This is a genomic window from Pleomorphomonas sp. T1.2MG-36, from assembly GCF_950100655.1.
GTDB lineage: Bacteria > Pseudomonadota > Alphaproteobacteria > Rhizobiales > Pleomorphomonadaceae > Pleomorphomonas.
Map to the genome: position 1 here is coordinate 95883 of NZ_CATNLY010000053.1, position 20391 is coordinate 116273.

Here is a 20391-nt window from a genome sequence, read left to right on the forward strand (position 1 = left end):
TGCAAGCCACCGACTTTCAATGGCAGACGTGCCTGTCGATTATGGCGAAATTGTCCGCTTCCAACGCCTCAGGGAGCGGCGGGTGCCCCGAAGGCGGGTGCCGCCGGACTGCCGGACGGGCTGGCCCCGGGTGCCGTCGGCGCACCGAAATCCGGAGCCGGTGCACCGAAGGATGGCGCGGGCGCCCCGAAGGAAGGAGCGGCGGGCGCCCCGAACGGGCTCGCACCGGCTGCGGCCGGATCGCCAAAGGCCGGCGCAGCCGGTGCCGGCGCCATGATGTCGATCTTGACCTTGTCGAGATCGACCTGCGGATGATCAGCCTTGTAGTGCGTCACCATCCCCGGGAACGTGATGACCAGGACCACCATCAGCACCTGGATCAGCACGAAGGGAAGAGCGCCCATGTAGATCTGCGACGAGGTGACCGGCGCCGTCTTCAGACCGGAAATCTTGTCGACATAAGGATGGTTCGGCGCCACCGAGCGCAGGAAGAACAGCGCGAAGCCGAACGGCGGGTGCATGAAGGACGTCTGCATGTTGACGCCCAGAAGCACGCCGAACCACACGAGGTCGATGCCGAGCTTGTCGGCCACCGGCGCCAGCAGCGGGATGATGATGAAGGCCAGCTCGAAATAGTCGAGGAAGAAGGCGAGGAAGAACACGAGAATGTTGACGACGATCAGGAAGCCGACCTCGCCGCCCGGCAGGCCGGCCAGAAGGCTTTCCACCCACAGGTGGCCGTTGATGCCGTAGAAGGTCAGCGAGAAGACGCGGGCGCCGAGCAGCACGAACATGCAGAAGGCGGAAAGCTTGGCCGTCTGCTCCAGCGCCTGCACCACCATGCGGAACGTCAGGCGGCGGTTGGAAATGGCCAGCAGCAGCGCGCCCACCGCGCCCATAGCACCGCCCTCGGTCGGCGTGGCGACGCCGATGAAAATGGTGCCGAGCACCAGGAACACCAGCACCAGCGGCGGCACCAGCGACGTCAGCACCTTGCCGACAAGGCGCCAGCCGCGCAGCGTGCGCGCCTCGAGCGGCAGGGCCGGCACCCAATCGGGCTTGACCACCGAGACGATGAACACGAACAGGGCGTAGAGCCCCGTCAGGATCAGGCTCGGATAGAGCGCGCCTTCGTACATGTCACCCACCGAGCGGCCCAGCTGGTCGGCGAGCACGATCAGCACGAGGCTCGGCGGAATGATCTGGGCAAGCGTGCCGGAGGCGGCGATGACGCCCGAAGCGACGCGCCGGTCGTAGCCGTAGCGCAACATGATCGGCAGCGAGATGAGCCCCATGGCGATCACCGACGCCGCGACGACGCCGGTGGTGGCAGCGAGCAGCGCGCCGACGAAGATCACCGCGTAGGCGAGGCCGCCGCGGATCGGGCCGAACAACTGGCCGATGGTGTCGAGGAGGTCCTCGGCCATGCCCGAGCGTTCCAGCACCAGCCCCATGAAGGTGAAGAAGGGGATGGCGAGCAGCGTGTCGTTGCTCATGATCGACCAGACGCGGTCGGGAATGGCCTGGAACAGGTTGGGCGACAGCAGGCCGAGCTCGATGCCGATCAGGCCGAAGCCGAAGCCGCAGGCGGCAAGCGCAAAGGCGACGGGATAGCCGATCAGCAGGAACAGCAGCATCGAGCCGAACATGATCGGCGCGAGGTTGGCGACGAGGAAGGCGGTCATAACAAGCAATCCCCGTCGATCAATTGTGGGAGGCGTGGGTCGGCAGCGGGTCCGGCCCGTCACCTCTGAGGAAAGCGACGCGCTTGATGATCTCGCTCACGCCCTGCAGGCCGAGCAGGGAGAAACCGATGGGGATCAGCACCCAGGCCGGCCACAGCGGCAGGCCGCCGGCGCTCGACGACACTTCGCCGGAAAGGACCTTGGACACCACTTGCGGCCAGCTGAGCCAGATGGCGGCCACCGTAAACGGCAGCAGGAAGAACAGCGTGCCGAAAATGTCGATCATCACCTGCGTCCGGCGATTGAGGCGCGAGACCAGAATGTCGATCCGCACGTGCTCGCCCTTGAGCAGCGTGTAGCCGGCGCAGAGCAGGAACACCGCCGAGAACAGGTACCATTGCCCTTCCAGCAGCGAGTTGGCGGAATAGTTGAACAGCTTGCGAACGATGGCATTGCCCGCCGACAGCAGAACGGCCGCCAGCACCAACCAACGGGCGAAATAGTTGACGCCGACGTTCAGCGCGTCGATCGCCGCACACACCTTGAGCAAGCCTCGCATCGTCTTCCCCCGGCCGGATGGTCGCCGCTCCCAGTGAGCTGCGCGCGTCACCCTGCCACCCCCTTCGCTTTTCTTGCGGAGACCGGGTTTCCATAGCTTATTTTCGGCGAGAAGCACAAGCAACCCGCAGGGAATACGCAATACCCATATGGTCTTGGCTGTTTTTCGTCATAGATGCCGATCGTCTTGCCGCAAGCGCCGCCCCCTTCGCATGGGTCTCGCGCACCGCCTCGGTTTCGGCTAGAAATTCTCTAAAGTCACAGTCCGGATCGAGCCGAAATGTCGTTGCCGTCCAATCATCCCGTCGTTCCCCATGGCAAGGTCGGCGTCCTTCTCGTCAACCTCGGCACGCCCGACGGTACCGATCGCCGTTCGATGCGCCGCTATCTCGAGGAATTCCTGACCGATCGGCGGGTGATCGAGACGTCGCGCCTCAAGTGGTACCCCATACTCTACGGCATCATCCTCAACACCCGGCCGCAGAAGAAGGGCCGCGACTACGACACCATCTGGAACCGGGAACGCGACGAGAGCCCCTTGCGCACCTACACCCGCTCGCAGGCGGAAAAGCTCGGCGCCCGCCTCGGAAACGTGGTCGTCGACTGGGCGATGCGCTACGGCAACCCGTCGATCGCCAGCCGCCTCGATGCGTTGCAGGCGGCGGGGTGCGAACGCATCCTCCTCTATCCGCTCTATCCCCAATACGCTGCCGCCACCACGGCCACCGTCAACGACAAGGCCTTCGCGCACCTCATCACCAAGCGCTGGCAGCCGGCGCTGCGCACCGTGCCGCCCTACCACGACGACCCCGTCTACATCGACGCCCTCGCCCGTTCGGTCGAGGGCCATCTCGCTACCCTGTCGTTCGAGCCGGAGGTGGTGCTCGCCTCCTTTCACGGCATACCCCAGAGCTATTTCAGAAAGGGCGATCCCTACTACTGCCACTGCCAGAAGACGGCGCGGCTCTTGCGCGAGCGTCTCGGCTGGAGCGAGGACCGCCTCCGCATCACCTTCCAGTCGCGCTTCGGGCCGGAGGAATGGCTCCAGCCCTACACCGACAAGACCGTCGAGGCGCTGGCCCGGTCGGGCATCAAGTCCATCGCCGTGATGACGCCGGGCTTCGTCGCCGACTGCCTGGAGACCATCGAGGAGATCGGCGTCGAGAACGCCGACATCTTCCATGAGAACGGCGGCGTCAACTTCGCCCGCATCCCCTGCCTCAACGACGGCGACGACGGCATGACGGTCATCGAGCACGTGGTGCGCCGCGAGCTTCAAGGCTGGGTTTAGTAGACCGCATTGCGGTTTTTCGAACCCCGCCGAAGTTCACTGCCCCACGTCCTCGCGCCATCTTCGACTAATGCGTGCTTTTTCGGACGAACCCGATGTCGAACCTCGGAATTTCTTCCAAGGGTGCGACTGGAAAACTTGGCGCCGGCATGCTCTAATAGCTGCAGGGGACGGCACCGAAGGCACAGGCGCCGCCGTTTCACCCTTCAATAACTATTCCCGTTGACCTGAAAGACGCGGAGATCTTCCGGCACCAGGGGTGCCGTGACAGGAGAAGTTTGAATGAATTCATGGCCCGTGCATGGCACGATCACCGGTCCCATCGTCATGATCGGTTTTGGCTCCATTGGACGCGGTACATTGCCGCTCATCGAACGGCACCTTGAATTCGACCGATCACGCTTCGTCGTCATCGATCCCAGCGACGCCGGAAAGGACATCCTCGCCTACCACGGCATTCGCTATATCCAGGCGAAGATCACCCCCGAAAGCTATCGCGACATCCTGACCCCGCTGCTCACCGAAGGCGGCGGCCAGGGCTTCTGCGTCAACCTGTCGGTCGATACCGGCTCGCTCGACATCCTGAAGCTCTGCCGGGAGATCGGGGCGCTCTACATCGACACCGTCGCCGAGCCCTGGGAAGGCTTCTATTTCGACAAGGATGTCGAACCGGCCCATCGCACCAACTACTGGCTGCGCGAGGCGGTCCGCACCGAAAAGCGGAGAAGTCCCGGCGGCACCACCGCCGTCTCCTGCTGCGGCGCCAACCCCGGCATGGTCTCGTGGTTCGTCAAGGTGGCGCTGGAAAACCTCGCCCGCGACATGGGTATCGCCCACAAGCCGCCCAAGAGCCGCGAGGATTGGGCGAAGCTGATGCAGACCGCCGGGGTCAAGGGCATCCACATCGCCGAGCGCGACACCCAGCGCACGCTGATTCCGCATTCGATGGACGTCTTCCGCAACACCTGGTCGGTGGACGGCTTCGTGTCGGAGGGCCTGCAGCCGGCCGAACTCGGCTGGGGAACCGGCGAGACCTGGGAACCGGAAACGGCCCGCCACCACGACGGCGGCTGTCAGGCGGCGATCTATCTGCTCCAGGCCGGCGCCAACACGCGCGTCCGCACCTGGTGTCCGACGCCGGGTCCGCAGTTCGGCTTCCTCGTCACGCACAACGAGGCGATCTCCATCGCCGATTACTACACCGTCGGCGAGGGCGCTCACCCCGAATACCGGCCGACCTGCCACTACGCCTACCACCCCGCCAACATCGCCGTGCTCTCCCTGCACGAAATGTTCGGCCAGGGCGGGCAGGTGCAGCAGGAAACCGAGGTGCTCTCCGAGGACAAGATCATCGATGGCGCCGATGAACTCGGCGTGCTGCTCTACGGCCACGGCAAGAACGCCTACTGGTACGGCTCGCAGCTGACCATCGAGGAGGCGCGCAAGCTCGCCCCCTACCAGAACGCCACCGGCCTTCAGGTCACTTCGGCGGTTCTGGCCGGCATGGTCTGGGCGCTGGAGAATCCGCAGGCCGGCATCGTCGAGACCGACGAGATGGACCACAGGCGCTGCCTTGAAGTGCAGATGCCCTATCTCGGGCCGGTGAAGGGCTACTACACCGACTGGACGCCGCTTGCCGGCCGCCCCGGATTCTTCCCCGAGGACATCGACGAAAGCGATCCCTGGAGCTTCCGCAACATCCTGGTGCGGTAACTTCAGCGGTCGGCCCCATCCACCGTTCCGACGATCGGAACCAGGATTTCGACGCCCCCACCCCCATCCGGGCGGGGGCGCTCGATGACAAAATCCGCCGCCAGCCGATCGCCGGCCGCCGGCAACAAATCCCCATAGATCGCCTCGTAGGCCGCCGCCAGAGTCTCGCCCGGACGTTCCATCACGAACCGCCGGCAAAGGGCGGCCGGAACGCGCAGCAGGGTGAATGGCAACGACAGATCTTCGCCCGCGCCGCACACAAAGCCCGCGGCGCAGGTGTAGCGTGTCTGCGGATCGCCGCGCCAGAACGCCACCTGTCGCATGTTCCCTCCATCGATTCGCAGGCCGGTCTCTTCCAGGTGCCGGCGCACCGACTGCCAGAGGCCGGCGGGCGCCGTAGGATCGTCCACCACGTCGACCGTCAGCGCCGAGAGGCAGAAGGCGGGGGATGCGACGGTTCCCGCCTCCCGGACCGACCCGACAGGGCGTTCGCCACCCGCCCCCATCGCCCGCCGGTAGGCGCTCGGCGACAGGCCGGTACGGCGGCGAAACGCCCGCGCAAAGGTGGTCACATCGGCAAAGCCGCAGTCCAGGGCGATGTCGAGCACATGTGTCCGGCTGGACCGCAGGTGCTCGGCCGCCCGCATCACGCGTCGTCCAGTCAGCCAGCCGGCCGGGCTCTCGCCGGCCACCGCCGAGAACAGCCGCGAGAAGTGGGCTTCGGAATAGCCTGATCGCCTCGCCATCGCCGCGACGCTCAGGTCGTCGGCGAGCCGTTCGCCGGCCCACCGCATCACGTCCTCGATGATCTGCCGGTTCGCGCGCATGCCGGCAGCATGCACCGGCCGACCGGCAAACAAAAGCACCGGCTCAGCCGGGAAAGACCGAAGCCCAGTCGAACGCGCCCGACGTTTCCACCGAGCGCGGCCAGGCGGCGCACCACGTCGGCGGCTCGGGATTTTCGACCCGGTCGAAGCTCGGCTGATAGGGCTTGATGTCGAGGATCGGCGTGCCGTCGTCGCAGTCGATCCAGCCGAGGCGGATCGTGCCGGCGGCGACGTCGACGCCGGCAAGCGCCGCCACGGTCATGCAGAGCGGATTGGGGCGAAGCGGCGACCGCGTCGCGAACACGCCCAACCGGTCCGGGGCGCCGCGATAGGGTGCCGGCAGAACGAGCGGCGTCGCGCTCGCCCCTTCCGCCCGGTGGGCGAACCAGTGAACGACGATCCATCGGAAGGCATCGAGCCCGACGAGGCCTTCCCGACAGGCGGGTTCGATCTCCATCAGAGGACCATCGACGGTGTGGACGACACGGCCGATGGGAACAAGGCGGCAGGAAGTCATGGCGGGTTCTCCATCTGAGCGGTGACGGGACAACTGCGCACCGCGGAACCTGAGGAGAGCTAGGCCATGCCGGACCAAAGAGCGCGGCGATTTCCGGCGGCTCGGAGCGAGAGTTCGGCGTTTTATGATGGGGGCGGGCGAACCGGCGCCCTTAACCTGCTGGCTGTATTTTTACGTATAATGTAGTATGGTCATCCTGACCGGATTTTTGCCGGCATGGAGACCATTGTGAGCAATCCCATTTCGCTCCTGTACTTTCGCACCGCCGCCGTCCTGCTGATCGTCGGCATGTTATTCGGCATCTACATGTCGGCCAGCGGCAATCACGCCGCGACCGGCGCGCACGCCCATCTCAACCTGATCGGGTTCGTGGTGATGGCCGTCTACGGCATCTTCTTCGGCCTCAATCCGGCCAAGAGCACCGGCCGCCTGCCAAAGATCCTCTGGGCGCTCAACACCATCGCCGCCGTGGTGATGTTTCCCTCGCTGGCACTTCTGCTCAACGGCCACCCCAGCTTCGAGCCGCTGGTCGCAGCGGCCTCGTTCCTGGCGCTCGGCGGTGCGATCCTGTTCGCCGTGGTGTTGTTTCTGCCGAGGGCGACGGCCTGATCAGCCCTTCCAGAGCAGCGTGTCCCGGTCGCCGGGAACGTCGAGCTCGTGGGGAAAGTCGGGAAAGACGAAACGTTGGCCCGCCTTCTCGAAGGTGACGAGGCCGGCCGATCTGTCGCGCGCCACGATATGCTCGCGCCGGACCTTGCCGACCGGGCTGTCGAGGGTGAAGCGAACGGCGTTGATCCAGCTCGGCGTCGTGGCGGTCAGCTCGTCCTGCAGGGCAAAGAAGCGATCGAGCGTCACCCGGAACGGCGCCGAATGGCGGATCGGTTCGGATACGTAGACGGACAGCGTGCGCACGCGGTGATCGTCGAGCGTCTCGATCAGACGCGCCAGCACGTCGCGATGGTCGTTGACGCCACGCAGCAGCGGAAAGTGATTGTAGAGACGGATGCGGTGCCGATCGAGCCGATCGAGCACCTCGGCCACGTCGCCGCAGATCTCGTAGGGATGGGCGAAGTGCAGGACGAGCCGGACGTCCGCCTCGGCGAGAAGGTCGAGCTTCTTGTCGTCGCCGAAGATCTTGGGCGCGAAGGCTGGCGTGCGCGTATGCAGGCGGATCGACCGGATGGTCGGAACGGTGCGAATGCCCGTGAGCACCAGCGCAAGATCCCGCAAGGACAGCGTCAACGGATCGCCGCCGGAGAGCACCACTTCCGACACCTCGGGACGCGTGCCGAGATAGGCCGTCAGCCGCTCCACCTCGGCGGCAAGGCCCTTGAGGTCGCCGCCCTCGGCATGGGCGTCGGTCAGCACGTCCTGCCGGAAACAGTACTGGCAGTGTCCGGCGCAGACCGACGTCGGCATAAACAGGACGCGGTCGGCATACTTGTGGATGATCGCCCTCGAGCCCGGCACCGGCATGTTGGCGCGGTCGTCGACCCAATCGGGCACCTCGCCCCCGGCCGGCGCGCCGAAGCGCTCACGCGTCGGCCGCACCATGCGGTGAAGCGGCCCCTCCGTGTGACCGAGCGACGCCGCCTCCTCGTCGAGCTTGCGCTGGTAGAAGGCCGGAACCTTGATCGGCAGCAGCCGCTCGCGAGCAGCCAGCGCCGCGTAGGCGGCGTCGAGTTCGCCCTGCTCGGCTGGCGTCGTGTGCAAGGAGGAGGATCGAAGGGCGGTCATCAGCGTGTGAGGTCGATCAGGCCGGCAGCGCCGCTCTCGCAGCCGAAGGCCAGCTCCAGGCCATTGCTGCTCCAGGAGAGCGCCGACACCGGCGAGCCGTTCGGGCGGGCAAGCAGCACCTCCTCGCGGTCGGAGAAGCGGCTCAGCAGGATCATGCCGTCATCATAGCCGAGCGCGGCGATTTCTTCGGCGGGGTGGCAGGCGACGCGGGTCACCAGCTCCTGGCGACCGCCGAGTTCCAGCGGTCGCTGCCCCATCGGCCCGTCCTTGTGGAAAAACGGCCAGAGCACCGAGACGCCCGCGCCGGAGGTGGCGAGGTAGCGCCCCTTGGCCGACCACGACATCGACTTGACCTTGGCCGGATAGCCGGACATGCGCATGTGCTGGCCGTCGCGCAGGCGCCAGCCGTGCAGCGCCATCTCCTGCATGGAGGTGACGACATTGGCGCCATCGGGCGACAGCGTCACCGCGATGTGCGAGCCCTTCCACTCCAGCTCCTGCACCGGCGCGGCGGTGCCGGGGAACCACAGGCCGACGCCGTTGTAACCGGCGATGGCAAGACGCAGCCCCTTCTGGAAGAAGGTAAGGCCGAGGGCGGCGCGCGGCCGTTCCAGTTCGTGCACCTTGCCGGTGCCGTCGACCACCACCACGGTTCTCCCCGAAGCGAAGGCGACGGCGCCGCCGGGGCCGGCGGCAACCACGTCGATCCACTTGCGCCCGCGCTCGGCGACGAGCGTGCTCGTTCCGTCGGCGGTGGTGCGCATCACCTTGCCGTCGTCGCCGCCGGTGACCACCGACTTGCCGTCGGCGGCAAGCGCCGATGCGAGAATGCCGCCCGCATGCGGCTTCACCACCCGGCCGGCCGTACCGAGCGCGATGGCGCCGTCGCCGGTGACGAAGGTCGGCACGCCGGCCACGTAGTGGACGTCGATGACATAGCCGGAAAGCGGAAGCGGGGTAACCTCGGGCACGGGTGCGGCTCCGGAGCTGTGTTGGAAATAGTGCGACGGGAGTGCGTCATTCAGGCTGCAAATGCAAGAGCGGCCGTGAACCAGAAGCCGCCATCCGGCTTCCGGCGCCAAGCGGCGCCCGCGCGAAGCGCGAAAGCCAAGGGCCGGAGGCCCGCCGGCGACTGAGGCAGAAGACCAGAAGCCGCAACGCGGCTTCCGGCGCCAAGCGGCGCCGCGCGAAGCGAGCCTGACGTGGCGAGCATCGCCCCGTCAGGCGCAAAGCGAAGCGGAAGCCAAGGCGACGGATGTCGCCGCCGGCGCCTGAGGCTGGATCAAGCCTCCGCGCCCTTGAAGCCGGCCTCCAGTTCGGCACGGTCGAGCTTGCGACCGATGAAGACGAGACGGCTCTCGCGCGGCTCGCCGGGCTTCCAATCGCGCTGCAGATCGCCTTCGACGATCATGTGCACGCCCTGCACCACGTAGCGCTTGGGCTCGTTGGGGAAGGCCAGAATGCCCTTGAGGCGCAGGATGTTCGGGCCCTGAGCCTGGGTGATTTCCGAGATCCACGGCAGGATCTTGTCGGGGTTGAGCTCGCCGGTCTTCAGCGACACCGACGTCACCTCGGTATCGTGATGCGTCTCGTGGCCATGATGGTGATGATCGTGGTCGTGATCGTGGTGATGATGGTCATGGTCGCAGTCCGGGCCGCAGACATGGTCATGGTCGTGATCGTGCTCGTCGACATCGAGGAAGGATGGATCGAGTTCCAGCACGCGGTCGAGATCGAAGGCGCCGCGATCGAGGATGGCGTCGAGCGCCACGCCGGAGCGGGTCGCCTTGTGGATCTTGGCGTAGGGGTTGAGCTGGCGGAGCGTCGTCTCCACCTCGCGCAGCTCTTCCGGGCTGACGAGGTCGGTCTTGTTGAGCACGATGACGTCGGCGAAGGCCACCTGGTCCTCGGCCTCGGGCGCATCGCCGAGCCGGTCGAGGAAGAACTTGGCGTCGACCAGCGTCACGACGGCATCGAGGTGGGCGAACTTCCTGACTTCCTCGTCCATGAAGAAGGTCTGGGCGACCGGCACCGGATCGGCGATGCCGGTGGTTTCCACCAGGATGGCATCGAAGCTGCCACGACGCTTGGCGAGATTCTCGACGACGCGGATCAGGTCGCCGCGAACGGTGCAGCAGATGCAGCCGTTGTTCATCTCGAACACTTCCTCGTCGGTATCGACCACGAGGTCGTTGTCGATGCCGATCTCGCCGAACTCGTTGACGATGACGGCATAGCGCTTGCCATGATCCTCGGTGAGGATGCGGTTGAGCAGCGTCGTCTTGCCGGCACCGAGGTAGCCGGTGAGGACGGTGACGGGAACGGACGGGGCGGCGGCCGGAGCGGACATGCGCATCTCCACGGATAAGAGGACCGCTGTCCTAGCACGCCCTCCAGACGGACGCACGACAAAGGCGGACGGCGGCTTATGGAAAAATCTTCGGCCCCTAAATAAGTGTCATAGTTTCGTGTGAAAAGGGGATCACTCAAAGGTGTAGAACGGTGACCGGCCCGGCCGGCGCCGACGACGGAGACGAGGCGGCATGAGCTTCAACCATCGCAAGAGCGTCACCCACCGTCTGGTGCAGGCGGCCCGTGTCCATCGTACGCGCGCCGCGGTCCATTTGGGCCGTATCGGCCTGCACCCGGGCCAGGAGGCGGTGCTGAAGGCGCTGGCCGAACGCGACGGTCAGTCCATGTCGGAGCTCGCCGCCGAACTCGCCGTGCAGCCGCCGACCGTCACCAAGATGATCTCCCGCCTCGGCGCGCAGGGGCTGCTCACCCGCCAGACGTCCAGCGCCGACGGCCGCCTCGCCCGCGTGTTCCTGACCGATGCCGGTCGCGAACGGGCGGGAGCAGTGGATGCCGTGTGGAAGCGAGTCGAGAAGGAGGCGTTGGCCGGCCTCGACGAGAAGGACCGCAAGCGCCTCAAGAAGCTCCTGCGCCAGATCGAGAAGAATCTGCTGCCGGCCGGCGCTTCGGCCAACACCGAAGACGATGACGACGAGGGGCACGAAGCCGGCGCCAAGCCGACCGCACCGATCCTGCGCGACGAGGCCGAGGAAGGCGCCAGCGACTGACGGCCACCGAACGGGCTTACATCGGCCAGAACAATACTTTAGTATGATTTTGAACCGATCCGGTGGCGGGTTCCGCTCCGGTGCCCGTCGTCACGCGCCAGCGAAGTTGTCCATGACCGTTCCCGGGCCAAGTGCGCCCTCGCCCCAGCCGTCCGTTCCGCCCGCCCGAGCGCCCCTCAAGGCCTTGATCCCGCTGTTCGGCTCGACCATGGTCTTCGCCTGCCTCGACACGACGGCCAAGGCGATGAGCTACCATCTGCCGGTGATCGAAGTGTCCTGGTTCCGTTATGTCATCAACCTGCTGATGGCGATGGCGGTGCTGAACCCGCTGTCTTCGCCCGGCGCCTGGCGCTTCGAACGCCCTGGGCTGCAGATCGTCAGAGCGCTGCTCCTGACGTTGATGACGCTCGCCAACTTCACCGCCCTGCACTACCTGCAAGTGGCCGAGACCACGTCCATCGGCTTCCTGTCGCCGATGGTCATCACCCTGCTGTCGGTGATCTTCCTGCACGAGAAGATCGGCATCCGCCGCGTCGTCGCCATCGTCGTCGGCTTCCTCGGCGTGCTGCTGATCACCCAGCCGGGCTTCGGCGACTTCCATCCGGCCATGCTGCTGGCGCTCGCCTCGATGCTGTCCGGCGCGCTGTACACTCTCGTCACCCGCCACCTTGCCACTCGCGTCAATCCTGGCTCGCTGGTGATTTCGCTCGCGGCCGTGCCAAGCCTCCTGCTGATTCCCCCGCTCCTCGTCGTCTGGCAGACGCCGTCGTCGCCGGTCGTCTGGGCAGGCCTGATCTTCATGGGAGCTGCCGGCGGCTTCGGCCACTTCCTGGTGATGACCGCCCATCGCTTCGCCACGGCGGCCACGCTGGCACCCTACGGCTACATCCAGCTCATCTGGACGGTCATTTCCGGTTATCTCGTCTTCGCCGATGTACCGTCGATCTGGACCCTCGTCGGCGCTGGCGTCGTCGTTGCCTCCGGGCTTTATCTTCTCCACCGCGAGCGCGTCGTGCACGCCCGCGAGATGGCGGCCGCGGCGGGTTCCTGAGGGAACCGCAGGCAGCCGGCTCCGTACGTAGGCAATTCAGTTGACGCCAGCCGTTCTTATGTTTCATGTGATCGATTGAGAAGGCAGAAAACGGGACCCTAGATGACCACCAGCAAACGGGAAGACCTCCGCCGATTCCGCCGTCGCCGCGTGACGCTGAGCCAGCTCGCCGCGCAGCTCGAGGTCTCGACTGCGACGGTTTCCCTGGCGCTGCGCGACAACCCGGCCGTCTCGGCCGAGACGCGCAAGCGCGTGCAGGCGCTGGCCGCCGAGATGGGCTACATCTACAATCGGCAGGCCGCCTCTCTGCGCACCGCCCGCACCGACATCGTCGGCGTGGTGGTGCATGACGTGCTCAACCCCTACTTCGCCGAGGTGTTTCGCGCCGTCGAGAGCGAGCTCGAGACATACGGGCTCACCATCCTCATCTGCAATCACCGCGACAGCATCGAGCGCCAGCGCAATTTCGTCCAGGTGCTGCAGCAGCAGAATGCCGACGGCCTGGTGCTCTGTCCCTCGGTCGGCACCACGGTCGCCGACATCGAGGCCATCATGCGCACCGGCACGCCGGTGACTCTGGTCTGCCGCGACATCGACGGCGCCAATGCCCCGAGCGTACGCGGCGACGACCGCCACGGCATGTACGAGATCACGCGCCTGCTGATCGGCAAGGGACACAAGGACATCGCCTTCGTCGGCGGTCTCCGGTCCACTTCGTCGGGTCGCGACCGCTACGCCGGCTTCCGCGAGGCAATGACCGAGGCCGGCCTTGCTCCAGTGCTCGATGTCCCCGAACTGATGACGCAGGGCGACGGCCGCAAGGCCGCCGAGATCATCGCCAACCACTCTCCACGCCCGTCTGCCGTCGTCTGTTTCAACGACGTCCTGGCTTTCGGCCTGATGAGCAGCTTCGCCCGCCTCGGCATCCGCCCCGGCGTCGACATCGCCGTCACCGGCTACGACGATGTCGACGGCTCCGAAACCTGGGCGCCGGCGCTGACCACCGTCGAGAACGGCTCCGAGGAGATCGGGCGGGAAGCGGCGCGCGCCATTTACGCCCTGATCGTCGGCGAGGAGCCGCCGTTCGAGCATAAGCTCATAGCTCCGCATCTGGTCATTCGGGAATCGAGTGGCTGATCGGACGCTTTTCTGCCATACCACACTGGAATGGTAGGCCGCCGTCAACGATCTCGCAGCCGCCTGCCGATTGGTGCGCCGACATCGTCATGCCCCAAGGCGTGAACTCAGTGCCGGTGTTGCCGCTTGCGACCGCCGATGCAAAAGGACCCGCCATGTTCGACACGTCCGCCCTTCTCGCCGTTCTCCGCCGCGCGCCGGTGGTTCCGGTGCTGATCATCGACCGCCTGGAAGACGCCGTGCCGCTCGGCACCGCGCTGGTCAAGGGCGGCCTGCCGGCGCTGGAAGTGACCCTGCGCACCCCGGCGGCGCTCGAAGCCATCCGGGCGATGAGCGCCATTCCCGGCGGCGTGGTCGGGGCCGGCACCGTGCTCGACCGAGCCCAGGCCGAGGCCGCCGTCGCGGCCGGCGCCAAGTTCCTGGTCAGCCCCGGCGCCACGCCCGATCTGCTCGACGCGGCGATCGAGCTCGATGTTCCGCTCTTGCCCGGTGTCGCCACGGCATCGGAAGCGATGGTGGCCCGCGACAAGGGCTACCGCATCGTCAAGTTCTTCCCGGCCGGTCCCGCCGGCGGACCGAAGTATCTGCAGGCGCTTGCCTCGCCGCTCGGCGAGATGGTGTTCTGCCCGACCGGCGGCGTCAGCCTCGACAACGCAGCCGACTATCTCAAGCTGAAGAACGTCGTCTGCGTCGGCGGTTCCTGGGTGGCGCCGGCCGATGCCGTCAAGGCCGGCGACTGGGCGCGCATCGAACAGCTGGCAAGGGAAGCCGCGGCGATCGCCGCCTGAGATCTGCGCGAAGTCAGAGAACCAACTGCCGCCGATCGGATCAAACCGGTCGGCGAAATCTTGTCCGGTTCAGGCGCGGACTTGCGTGGCAACCATGCTGACCAGGCCCGACGCCTCGATCTGCGCCGGCAGCATGGCGCGCGAGAACAGGTAGCCCTGGCCGAAATCGACGCCGAAATGCCGGAGCATGTCGCGCTGGGCCGAGGTCTCGACGCCCTCCGCGATCACCGGAATGCCGAGATCGTGGGCGAGCGCGGTGATGCCGCGCACGATGGAGCGGCTCTCGCGCTCCTCGGTCAGCGTCGCCACGAAGGAGCGATCGATCTTCAGAAGGTCGACCGGAAAATCCTTGAGATGGCTCAACGACGCATAGCCGGTGCCGAAGTCGTCGAGCGCGATCTTGATGCCCTTGCCGGCCAGTTGCGACAGCGTCGTCTGCACCTCGTCGGCCACCTTGGACAGCAGCACGTTCTCGGTCACCTCGACCATCAGCGCCGCCGGCGGTACGTCGAACTCGTCGAGCGCGGCGGTCAGGCAGTCGCAAAGGTCGCCGCGCCGGAACTGCGGCGTGGCGACGTTGATCGCCACGTGATCGAACACGACGCCACGCGCGCGCCAGTCCGCCGCCTGCCGCACCGCCTCGCGGATGACGAGGTCGCCGATGGCAAGGCCCAACTGCGGATCGTCGAGAGCGATGCCGAAGAAGCCCGGGCTGGCGATGAAGCCATCCGGACGATGCCAGCGCAAGAGCGCCTCGAAGCCAGCCAGCACGCCGGTGCGGAGCGAGTACTTGGGCTGATAGTGAAGCCGCAGATCGCCCCTGTCGATCGCCTGACGAATGGCTCGCAGGATGGAATGGCGCAGCTCGATCGCCTCGCGCATCGCCCTGTCGAACAGCACGAAGCGGTTCCGCCCCTCGCCCTTGGCCTCGTAGAGCGCGATGTCGGCGTCCTTGAACAGCTGGTCGGCCGGCGTGCCCGACGGAGCGCGCGCGATGCCGACGGAAATGGTCACCGGGATCGACTCGGCGTCATAGGCGATCGGCTCCTGCAGGCCGCGCATCATCTGTTCGCCAATGGCGACCAGCTCGCTTTCACCGCCGCAGTCCGGCATCATCAACGCGAACTCGTCGCCGCCGAGTCGGGCGACGATGCCGAGCTCGCCGACCGCTTCGCGCAGCCGCCGCCCTACCTCGGCCAGCAGCACGTCTCCGGCGTGGTGGCCGAGCGTGTCGTTGACCGACTTGAAATGGTCGACGTCGATCAGGTAGAGGCCGACGGTACGAGCCGGCGTCCGGAAAGCCAGGGCGCGGTCGAGCCGCTCCTGGAACACCGCGCGGTTGAGAAGCCCCGTCACCATGTCATGCGTGGCGATGAAGTTGACCTCTTCCTCGGTCGCCCGCTGTAAGGTCGTGTCCTGCACCGTGCCCAAGAGGCGGACGACCTTGCCGCGCTGGACTTCCGCCTCGCAGACGCAGCGCGCCCAGCGTCGCCGGCCCGACTGGGTAATCAACGGAATCTCGGTCTCGAAGGACTCGCCGCGCGTCAGCACGCGAACGATCAGCCGCTTCACCTCGCCCGCGGCCTCTTCCTGGCAATAGCTCAGCAGCGCGGTCAGGTTCGGCGGCGCAGCCGTTTCGTCGAGCTCCAGCAGGCGATAGATTTCCGCCGACCAGATCATGCGGTCGGCGGCGACCTCGTATTCCCAACCGCCGATGCGGGCGAGGCGGGCCGTCTGCTCGAGGAGACGCCGCTGCTTGCCGATTTCCCACTTCTGGGCGGCGATCTCGGCGTCCTTCTTGGCACGGGCGATCTGGTCGAGCTCGCGCTCGATGCGAATGCGGCGAAGATGCAGGCGGTCGATGATGGCGCGCGTCAGGCGCAGCAGGTTTTCGATGTCGGCGATCGATATCTGGCGAGGTTCGTCGAACAATGCGACGACGGCGCCGATGCAAAGTCCCTTCTTGACTTCGATCGGCACCCCGACGGCGGCCCGCATGCCAGTCTCGCCCTGGACGAGTGGATGCTCGCGAAACAGCGGTTCTTGGGCGAGGTCCTCATAGACCACCGCTTCGCCGGCAATCACCGCCTGCTCGCTGACCGAGGTAGAGCGCGGCAACGAGACGACGTGTCGCCCGGCGGAAGCCTTGCACCACGAACGATCGGCATCCTGAAAGGTAATGACGGCGGCATCGGCGCCCAGCAGGCTGCGAACGAGATCGCAAAGGCCATCGAACTCGGGCTCTGGCGGCGTATCCAGAATGCGGTAGCGATAGAGCTCGCGCAGCCGCTTCTTCTCGATTGCGCCTGATCTGATCATCGCCCTCGTCACTCCCCGGCCCGACAGAATCGTCGCGACCGCCCCCGCAGGTGGCAGTTTGAGAGGTGATCGTTGCCAAAGCCTGAATCGCACCGCACAAAAAGCGAGTCATCGACATAAAACGACGGCCGCCGGAAAGCCGGCGGCCGCCTGGAACTCTGCCGAAATGTGGCGTCTCAGAGCGCGGTGGGAAGCGACAGCCGCCCGACGCCGCGCGCGACCGCCACGGCCAGCACGATCTTGAGAACGTCGCCCAGGATGAACGGGACGAAGCCGTAGGTTACGGCGCTCTCGGCACCGATCAACCAGGCCAGGAAGGCAACGCCGAGCGTCATCAGCACCACTTCGCCGGCGACGGCCGCAGCGACTGTGCCCCAGATCCGACCGGCGGTACGCTCGGCGATCAGACCGGCGACGAAGGCGGCGCCGACGAAACCGACGAGGTAGCCGGTGGTCGCCGGCTTGACGAGGAGCGACACCAGCGCATCGCCGCCCGACAGCACCGGCAGGCCGACGGCCGCTTCGGCCAAGTAGGCGAGCACGGCGGCGGCGCCAAGACGGGAGCCGAACAGCAGGCCGACCAGCAGCACGGCGAACGTCTGCATCGTCATCGGAACCGGGAAGAACGGCACCTCGATCTGCGACGCGGCGGCGATCAAGAGCGAGCCGAACACAACGGCCGTGACCTTGACGGCGCGGCTGGAGCTGGCAAGCGAACGGGTGAAGGCGGTGGACGGCTGATTCAGAGTGGTCAAGTCTCGGTCCTTTCCGGCGTGGCGACGCGGCCTTGTCGATGACGACACTTCGGCCAGCGTTTCGCGGCAGCTTTCCCGCGGACAAAATCATCTACCCGAAGCGACGTCAAGATGACCGCGCCGCGATCCCTACGAGATACTACGTAGTAGACACAAAGTCTCCACCGAAGGCTGCCGAGCAGGCCTGCATCGCCGGCAATCCCCCCGCGTGCTCGCCCACGGTTGTCCGTTGCGAGCGGCTCGCATAATCTCCATCGCTGAGTGGCGGGATGTTCCCGGCGCTTGGAGCCTTCGCTGGTCGGAAGGAAACCTTCGGCCGCCCTGCGAGCGCTGCGGATCCAGTGCTGAGACGGCCGCTCAACCGGGCCGAACACCCCGGTTGGCGGAACCTGTCGGCGAAACGGTTTGGTGCATGCGTCAGGCCTATATGATCATCGGCTGCCTGATGGTGGTCATCGGGGCGATCGGCGTCGCATTGCCGCTGTTGCCGACGACGCCGTTTCTGTTGATCGCCGTCGCCTGCTTCGCCCGCTCCTCGCCGCGCCTCGAAGCCTGGCTGCTGTCGCACCGGCGCTTCGGTCCGCTTCTCGCCGCTTGGCGCGAGCGCGGCGCCATACCACGCTCGGGCAAGCTCTTGTCGACGGCCGGCATGGCGCTTGGGTTCTATGCCTTCTACAAAGGGAGCCAGCCCGGCCCGCTGCTCATGGTGATCGTGGCGGCAGTATTCGTGTCGATCGGGATCTACGTCTGGTCGCGCCCGGAGTGAGCGACGGGTAAGGCAGTGCGAGCAAGACAACAACAAATCTAGACCACGCGGACAACCGTCTGCGTGGCTTAAATTTTCGGAGGGATTCCTCGGTGGAGATTTGCAGGCAGATAGCAATCGGTGCAATCATTAGTCGTTGCTATACCCCGTCCAAAACTCGGTGCGATTATGCGCTCTGCCAGACTGCTTTTGCTCGTTACCTTGCTGTCGGCGTCTCAAGCTGCCCTTGCCGCTGACGGGGCTCCAGAGGAACTCATCGGACACTGGGGGAAAAACCCCAAGGAGTGCATGTCGTACCATAGAAAGTTCGATGGTCTCACCACAATCTCAAAGGAATACCTGACCTCTTGTGGCGGCTCTGCCTGCGAAGCAAGGATCGTATCCTACAAGCGAAAAGGGAAGTCCTACGTCCTTCATCTTGTCAGCCCCGGGACCCCGGAAGGCTGGGATTCGACTTACACCAAGGTGGATGAAGGCGTGTTCGAATCCGGCAAGGAGACTTTTGTCAGCTGCACAGTCAAAGACGCTATTGCGGGCATCGGTCGATACCCAGAAATGACTGGTGGCTCTACGGCCTCGCTCGAGGTCTTGTTTGGCGCTTACTACGCGCTCGCGGTGCCATCAGTTTGTCCGGCTTTCAAGGCGGACACGAAAGCGGCCAAGGCGCTAGCCGATGCCGGGGTCGTGCGTTGGTTGCAGTTTCTCGCCGAGATCGGGAGCCCCCGGCCTTCACCGGAGGCTGAGATGGCGAGTATTCGCAGAGATACGAAAGCGCGAGCTGAGGGCGCTGTAATAGCGGACTCGAAGGAAATACCGGACTTCTGCGATCACGTGCTCGATGTCTTCGGCCTGGATGGCACGCTCTATCCCAACTTGCTGCTGTATCCACGCAAGAAAGCCTAGAGACCTTCCCAAAGGGAGCGTTTGACGAGTTCCAAGGGGCACCAAATGGGACTAAACACGATCTATGGCGGATCAGGCTTCATGTTTAAAAACCTTGGTAAAAAGCGATCCGAGGTCAGGGCTCGCAGAAAGATCGAGCAATACGAACATGAGCACAGCAACGCGTGGCCTATGTCTGAGTCGCCCGCACCACTTCCTGTCGAATCTACGTTCGACGCATTCGTCCAAGATTTTGGCGGAAAGAAAATCGCAGACTTGATCGCGAACAAGTCACTAATGCCACTCAACGCAGACTACTTCTTTGAAAAGCACAACGTCATTGCGGAATTGAAGACGTTGGAAGGTATCTACTCGGGTCCAAGTGCGTTCAAGCAACTGGTACAAGCCTACATAGATTCTGGATGCACTGGCTCAGATGTTATGGGGCTAATTTGGCGCGAAGAGGATGTCCCAGAAATCGTCGCAACTCTCATACGCAAACGGATTCGTCGTTCCATAGAGCAGCGGATTAAGCAAGCTCGGAAGCAGCTCAGAAAGTCGAGATCAACTTTTGGAAGCGATGACACACGGTGTCTAATCCTTGTCGCGATGGATCAGCAGCCCTTGTTCGGCCACAAGACTATGCTGTTCAATTTGGCCAAGATCATGGGGGACAACTATGCCGATGAACACACCGACTGTGTCGTGTACTTCAACCCCAATATGCCAACAAAAATCCGGCCAGATGGAATGGAGTTTTCTGGGTGGTATCCTTTCTATCGCGATAACGAAGTAAATAGAGAGCTAAGTGAATTCGTGAACTTGCTTGGGAATAAGTGGTTACAATATTACGGCAAACGGACCGGGCAAATCAACCCCATCCTAATGCTTGAGAATTTCGACGAAATGGTGGTGGTACTTGATGGCCAGTAGGCTCACTGAGCGTTGAAGATATCCCAACTGCCGTATCGTTTCCTGTTGTTCAGATACGCCAAAGCCCTCTCGGTTTTCACCTTGAGGGCTTTGGTGTTGGCTTCTTCGTCATTTCCAAACGCAAAAGCCCTCCGGAGATTTCTCTCTCGGAGGGCTTATGGTTGTTTGGGTTCGTTTGTGTGTGTGTTTTGTGAAGAGTTATGTTCGTGTGGTTTGTTGTTGTTTGTCTTGCACTTTGCAGGCCTGGCAGCGACCTACTCTCCCGCGTCTTAAGACGGAGTACCATTGGCGCTGGGGAGTTTCACGGCCGAGTTCGGGATGGGATCGGGTGCATTTCTCCCCGCCATGACCA

19 protein-coding genes and 1 rRNA gene are annotated in these 20391 nt (G+C 64.8%); 10 read left to right on the forward strand and 10 right to left on the reverse strand.

The genetic code is table 11. From position 1 onward, the window contains the following. Window positions 1-68 precede the first annotated feature (68 nt). Window positions 69-1685, reverse strand: coding sequence for a TRAP transporter large permease (locus QQZ18_RS23135; RefSeq protein WP_284543450.1), 1617 nt, complete (start codon window positions 1683-1685; stop codon window positions 69-71). Between the two features lie 19 nt (window positions 1686-1704). Next, complete coding sequence (locus tag QQZ18_RS23140) at window positions 1705-2244, reverse strand: TRAP transporter small permease subunit (RefSeq protein ID WP_284543453.1); 540 nt, start codon at window positions 2242-2244, stop codon at window positions 1705-1707. A gap of 279 nt (window positions 2245-2523) precedes the next feature. Between QQZ18_RS23140 and hemH the strand changes: the two genes are divergently transcribed. Next, window positions 2524-3534 carry a ferrochelatase gene (gene hemH / locus QQZ18_RS23145; protein WP_284543455.1) on the forward strand — a complete coding sequence of 337 codons (1011 nt, stop codon included), beginning with the start codon at window positions 2524-2526 and terminating at the stop codon, window positions 3532-3534. Window positions 3535-3816: 282 nt separating this feature from the next. Then, complete coding sequence (locus tag QQZ18_RS23150) at window positions 3817-5247, forward strand: homospermidine synthase (protein ID WP_284543456.1); 1431 nt, start codon at window positions 3817-3819, stop codon at window positions 5245-5247. Between the two features lie 2 nt (window positions 5248-5249). Here the strand turns inward: QQZ18_RS23150 and QQZ18_RS23155 are convergent, their stop codons facing one another. Both QQZ18_RS23155 and QQZ18_RS23160 read right to left on the reverse strand, forming a co-directional pair. Further along, window positions 5250-6113 carry an AraC family transcriptional regulator gene (locus tag QQZ18_RS23155; RefSeq protein WP_284543457.1) on the reverse strand — a complete coding sequence of 288 codons (864 nt, stop codon included), beginning with the start codon at window positions 6111-6113 and terminating at the stop codon, window positions 5250-5252. 4 nt (window positions 6114-6117) lie between these two features. Beyond that, window positions 6118-6591 carry a TrmO family methyltransferase domain-containing protein gene (locus QQZ18_RS23160; RefSeq protein ID WP_284543459.1) on the reverse strand — a complete coding sequence of 158 codons (474 nt, stop codon included), beginning with the start codon at window positions 6589-6591 and terminating at the stop codon, window positions 6118-6120. Between the two features lie 228 nt (window positions 6592-6819). Here QQZ18_RS23160 and QQZ18_RS23165 point away from each other — a divergent pair, with 228 nt between their 5' ends. After that, a complete protein-coding gene (locus QQZ18_RS23165; protein WP_284543461.1) occupies window positions 6820-7200 on the forward strand; it encodes a hypothetical protein in 381 nt (126 codons plus the stop codon). Here the strand turns inward: QQZ18_RS23165 and QQZ18_RS23170 are convergent, their stop codons facing one another. The 3 genes from QQZ18_RS23170 to QQZ18_RS23180 form a co-directional block, all read right to left on the reverse strand. Continuing rightward, complete coding sequence (locus QQZ18_RS23170; protein ID WP_284543463.1) at window positions 7201-8328, reverse strand: radical SAM protein; 1128 nt, start codon at window positions 8326-8328, stop codon at window positions 7201-7203. After that, complete coding sequence (locus QQZ18_RS23175; protein ID WP_284543465.1) at window positions 8328-9299, reverse strand: WD40 repeat domain-containing protein; 972 nt, start codon at window positions 9297-9299, stop codon at window positions 8328-8330. The genes QQZ18_RS23170 and QQZ18_RS23175 overlap by 1 nt, the downstream gene beginning before the upstream one ends. A 311-nt stretch (window positions 9300-9610) precedes the next feature. Beyond that, window positions 9611-10684 (reverse strand): CobW family GTP-binding protein, encoded by a 1074-nt coding sequence (locus QQZ18_RS23180; protein WP_446728700.1) that lies wholly within the window; start codon window positions 10682-10684, stop codon window positions 9611-9613. Window positions 10685-10871: 187 nt separating this feature from the next. Here QQZ18_RS23180 and QQZ18_RS23185 point away from each other — a divergent pair, with 187 nt between their 5' ends. The 4 genes from QQZ18_RS23185 to eda all read left to right on the forward strand — a co-directional run bounded on the left by QQZ18_RS23185 (window position 10872) and on the right by eda (window position 14384). Further along, window positions 10872-11408: a MarR family winged helix-turn-helix transcriptional regulator gene (locus QQZ18_RS23185; RefSeq protein ID WP_284543469.1), complete on the forward strand. Its 537-nt coding sequence runs from the start codon at window positions 10872-10874 to the stop codon at window positions 11406-11408. A gap of 112 nt (window positions 11409-11520) precedes the next feature. Further along, window positions 11521-12459 carry a DMT family transporter gene (locus tag QQZ18_RS23190; RefSeq protein ID WP_284543471.1) on the forward strand — a complete coding sequence of 313 codons (939 nt, stop codon included), beginning with the start codon at window positions 11521-11523 and terminating at the stop codon, window positions 12457-12459. Window positions 12460-12561: 102 nt separating this feature from the next. After that, a complete protein-coding gene (locus QQZ18_RS23195; protein ID WP_284543473.1) occupies window positions 12562-13596 on the forward strand; it encodes a LacI family DNA-binding transcriptional regulator in 1035 nt (344 codons plus the stop codon). A 155-nt stretch (window positions 13597-13751) separates the two neighbouring features. Beyond that, window positions 13752-14384: a bifunctional 4-hydroxy-2-oxoglutarate aldolase/2-dehydro-3-deoxy-phosphogluconate aldolase gene (gene eda / locus QQZ18_RS23200; protein WP_284543475.1), complete on the forward strand. Its 633-nt coding sequence runs from the start codon at window positions 13752-13754 to the stop codon at window positions 14382-14384. A 69-nt stretch (window positions 14385-14453) separates the two neighbouring features. Here eda and QQZ18_RS23205 read toward each other — a convergent pair whose 3' ends face one another. Beyond that, window positions 14454-16703 (reverse strand): putative bifunctional diguanylate cyclase/phosphodiesterase, encoded by a 2250-nt coding sequence (locus tag QQZ18_RS23205; protein ID WP_284543477.1) that lies wholly within the window; start codon window positions 16701-16703, stop codon window positions 14454-14456. Between the two features lie 176 nt (window positions 16704-16879). Further along, window positions 16880-17458 (reverse strand): biotin transporter BioY, encoded by a 579-nt coding sequence (locus tag QQZ18_RS23210; RefSeq protein WP_284543479.1) that lies wholly within the window; start codon window positions 17456-17458, stop codon window positions 16880-16882. A gap of 412 nt (window positions 17459-17870) precedes the next feature. On the opposite strand from QQZ18_RS23210, the gene QQZ18_RS23215 reads away from it, so the two are divergent. From QQZ18_RS23215 to QQZ18_RS23225, 3 genes are all read left to right on the forward strand, one after another. Next, a complete protein-coding gene (locus QQZ18_RS23215) occupies window positions 17871-18224 on the forward strand; it encodes a YbaN family protein (protein WP_284543481.1) in 354 nt (117 codons plus the stop codon). A gap of 168 nt (window positions 18225-18392) precedes the next feature. Then, entirely contained in the window at window positions 18393-19127 is a 735-nt protein-coding gene (locus tag QQZ18_RS23220) for a hypothetical protein (protein WP_284543483.1), read from the forward strand. A 45-nt stretch (window positions 19128-19172) separates the two neighbouring features. Then, a complete protein-coding gene (locus tag QQZ18_RS23225; protein ID WP_284543485.1) occupies window positions 19173-20039 on the forward strand; it encodes a hypothetical protein in 867 nt (288 codons plus the stop codon). 241 nt (window positions 20040-20280) lie between these two features. Here QQZ18_RS23225 and rrf read toward each other — a convergent pair. After that, window positions 20281-20391: ribosomal RNA gene (rrf, locus tag QQZ18_RS23230) — 5S ribosomal RNA — on the reverse strand; the annotation flags it as partial.

Bases quoted from the DNA above. Each gene is read 5' to 3' on its own strand.
- QQZ18_RS23135 (WP_284543450.1), bottom strand. From the start codon at position 1,685: ATGACCGCCTTCCTCGTCGCCAACCTCGCGCCGATCATGTTCGGCTCG.
- QQZ18_RS23140 (WP_284543453.1), bottom strand. From the start codon at position 2,244: ATGCGAGGCTTGCTCAAGGTGTGTGCGGCGATCGACGCGCTGAACGTC.
- hemH (WP_284543455.1), top strand. From the start codon at position 2,524: ATGTCGTTGCCGTCCAATCATCCCGTCGTTCCCCATGGCAAGGTCGGC.
- QQZ18_RS23150 (WP_284543456.1), top strand. From the start codon at position 3,817: ATGAATTCATGGCCCGTGCATGGCACGATCACCGGTCCCATCGTCATG.
- QQZ18_RS23160 (WP_284543459.1), bottom strand. From the start codon at position 6,591: ATGACTTCCTGCCGCCTTGTTCCCATCGGCCGTGTCGTCCACACCGTC.
- QQZ18_RS23170 (WP_284543463.1), bottom strand. From the start codon at position 8,328: ATGACCGCCCTTCGATCCTCCTCCTTGCACACGACGCCAGCCGAGCAG.
- QQZ18_RS23180 (WP_446728700.1), bottom strand. From the start codon at position 10,684: ATGCGCATGTCCGCTCCGGCCGCCGCCCCGTCCGTTCCCGTCACCGTC.
- QQZ18_RS23185 (WP_284543469.1), top strand. From the start codon at position 10,872: ATGAGCTTCAACCATCGCAAGAGCGTCACCCACCGTCTGGTGCAGGCG.
- QQZ18_RS23190 (WP_284543471.1), top strand. From the start codon at position 11,521: ATGACCGTTCCCGGGCCAAGTGCGCCCTCGCCCCAGCCGTCCGTTCCG.
- QQZ18_RS23195 (WP_284543473.1), top strand. From the start codon at position 12,562: ATGACCACCAGCAAACGGGAAGACCTCCGCCGATTCCGCCGTCGCCGC.
- eda (WP_284543475.1), top strand. From the start codon at position 13,752: ATGTTCGACACGTCCGCCCTTCTCGCCGTTCTCCGCCGCGCGCCGGTG.
- QQZ18_RS23205 (WP_284543477.1), bottom strand. From the start codon at position 16,703: ATGATCAGATCAGGCGCAATCGAGAAGAAGCGGCTGCGCGAGCTCTAT.
- QQZ18_RS23215 (WP_284543481.1), top strand. From the start codon at position 17,871: ATGCGTCAGGCCTATATGATCATCGGCTGCCTGATGGTGGTCATCGGG.
- QQZ18_RS23220 (WP_284543483.1), top strand. From the start codon at position 18,393: ATGCGCTCTGCCAGACTGCTTTTGCTCGTTACCTTGCTGTCGGCGTCT.
- QQZ18_RS23225 (WP_284543485.1), top strand. From the start codon at position 19,173: ATGGGACTAAACACGATCTATGGCGGATCAGGCTTCATGTTTAAAAAC.